The organism is Treponema endosymbiont of Eucomonympha sp. (genome assembly GCF_001028545.1).
The window spans coordinates 1-1,325 of sequence record NZ_BBPW01000160.1; the positions used below are offsets into that span (position 1 = coordinate 1).

At 54.9% G+C, this 1,325-nt stretch carries 2 protein-coding genes and 1 pseudogene; 2 read left to right on the forward strand and 1 reads right to left on the reverse strand.

Annotated features, from left to right (window positions below; all coding sequences use genetic code 11):
* On the forward strand, positions 1–107 hold a 107-nt coding region (locus tag AWU74_RS10490; RefSeq protein ID WP_162504884.1), incomplete at its 5' end, for a M23 family metallopeptidase.
* Between the two features lie 413 nt (positions 108–520).
* A pseudogene (locus AWU74_RS10495) lies at positions 521–1,088 on the forward strand (transposase).
* Positions 1,089–1,136: 48 nt separating this feature from the next.
* On the opposite strand, the gene AWU74_RS05565 reads toward AWU74_RS10495, so the two are convergent.
* A partial coding sequence (locus AWU74_RS05565) for a 6,7-dimethyl-8-ribityllumazine synthase (protein ID WP_187150872.1) occupies positions 1,137–1,325 on the reverse strand: 189 nt, incomplete at its 5' end.

Here is a 1,325-nt window from a genome sequence, read left to right on the forward strand (position 1 = left end):
GGATAGGCTCCGTCGGGAGCACCGGATATTCGACCGGACCGCATTTGCATTTTTCCGTATACAAAAACGGCAAACTGATAGACCCCCAGTCCGTGCTGAAACGCTGACGCGGGGCAAAACTGCCCGTTTGTGCCCAAACCCGGCAGATAGATAAAGTCTTTAGCGGCAAAACTGCCCTTTCCCTGCTCAGACGCAGGGGCGCTCGTTTATGCGCTTTGGTCATAGCTCGTCATGCCGTAAACTCTCGTCAAACTTACAAAAACCTCGCCTAACACGATTTGATTAGCCGCATTAAAGCCTCCGAGGTGGCTTAAGGAAGCGTCTATAAAAACAACGTCTCCCGCATAGTATCGCTTTTTTTTCCTCGTCTCTCTTGCGCTCAACTGATAGCCCGATTTTCTGCGCGCCGTCTAAAGCTTGGGCAATAATCGCCATAGCTCGCTCATAGCCGTTTACAAACAGCAATTCATCGTCATCCTCTATATAATGTGACACAGCTTAGGCAGTGTGGACTGGATACATGAGGAAAAGAGGTAAAACAGGAGACATAAAAAGAGATGAAGGCATTCACCGGCACGATATAAGCGGCGAGGCGCGGGAACGGATAAAAGAACTGCTGCCAGGGCAGGCAGGGAAGCACGGGAGAGCGGCGAAAGACAGCCGCCTGTTCATCAACGCGGCAGACGCGCACGGGCGCTCCGCGGAGAGACGTGCTGCCCGAATACGGGATACCGGCAAGCGGCGCTGTGACAAGCGGTACTGTCGCGGACTGTAATCAAGCGTCTCTCCTTATGGAGGATTTGGAAGCGGAAGCGTTTCTTGCGGACAAGGCGTATGACGCGAACGAACTGCTCGGCATGCTTAAGGAAGCGGATATAATAGCCGTCATCCCTCCGATTAAAAGCCGGAAAGAGCAAAGAGCGTACAATCATGAGCTGTATCGGGCACGGCACGTCATTGAAAATGTCTTCCGTGCCCTCAAGCGTTGGCGCGGAATCGCTACGCGCTACGCAAAGCTCACCGCTTCCTTCATCGCCGCCATTCATATCAGGCGCGTGTTCCTCTGCCTTCCAATCCACACTGCCTAGCAAGTCGTAGGCTTGCGGCAAACACGGACGTTCGGCTCCGCCGAACGCTTATGCCGAACCGATACTGGCGTCAGTCGGGTCTGCCGCCGACGGACGCCGTTTGCGCACCTGTTTTGCGTCGAGCTTTGCGAACAAATCCGCCATTTCCATAGCGCTCATCATCGCGTCCCAGCCCTTGTTGCCCGCTTTCGCCCCCGCCCGCTCCACCGCCTGCTCTATCGTGTCCGTGGTCAGGAC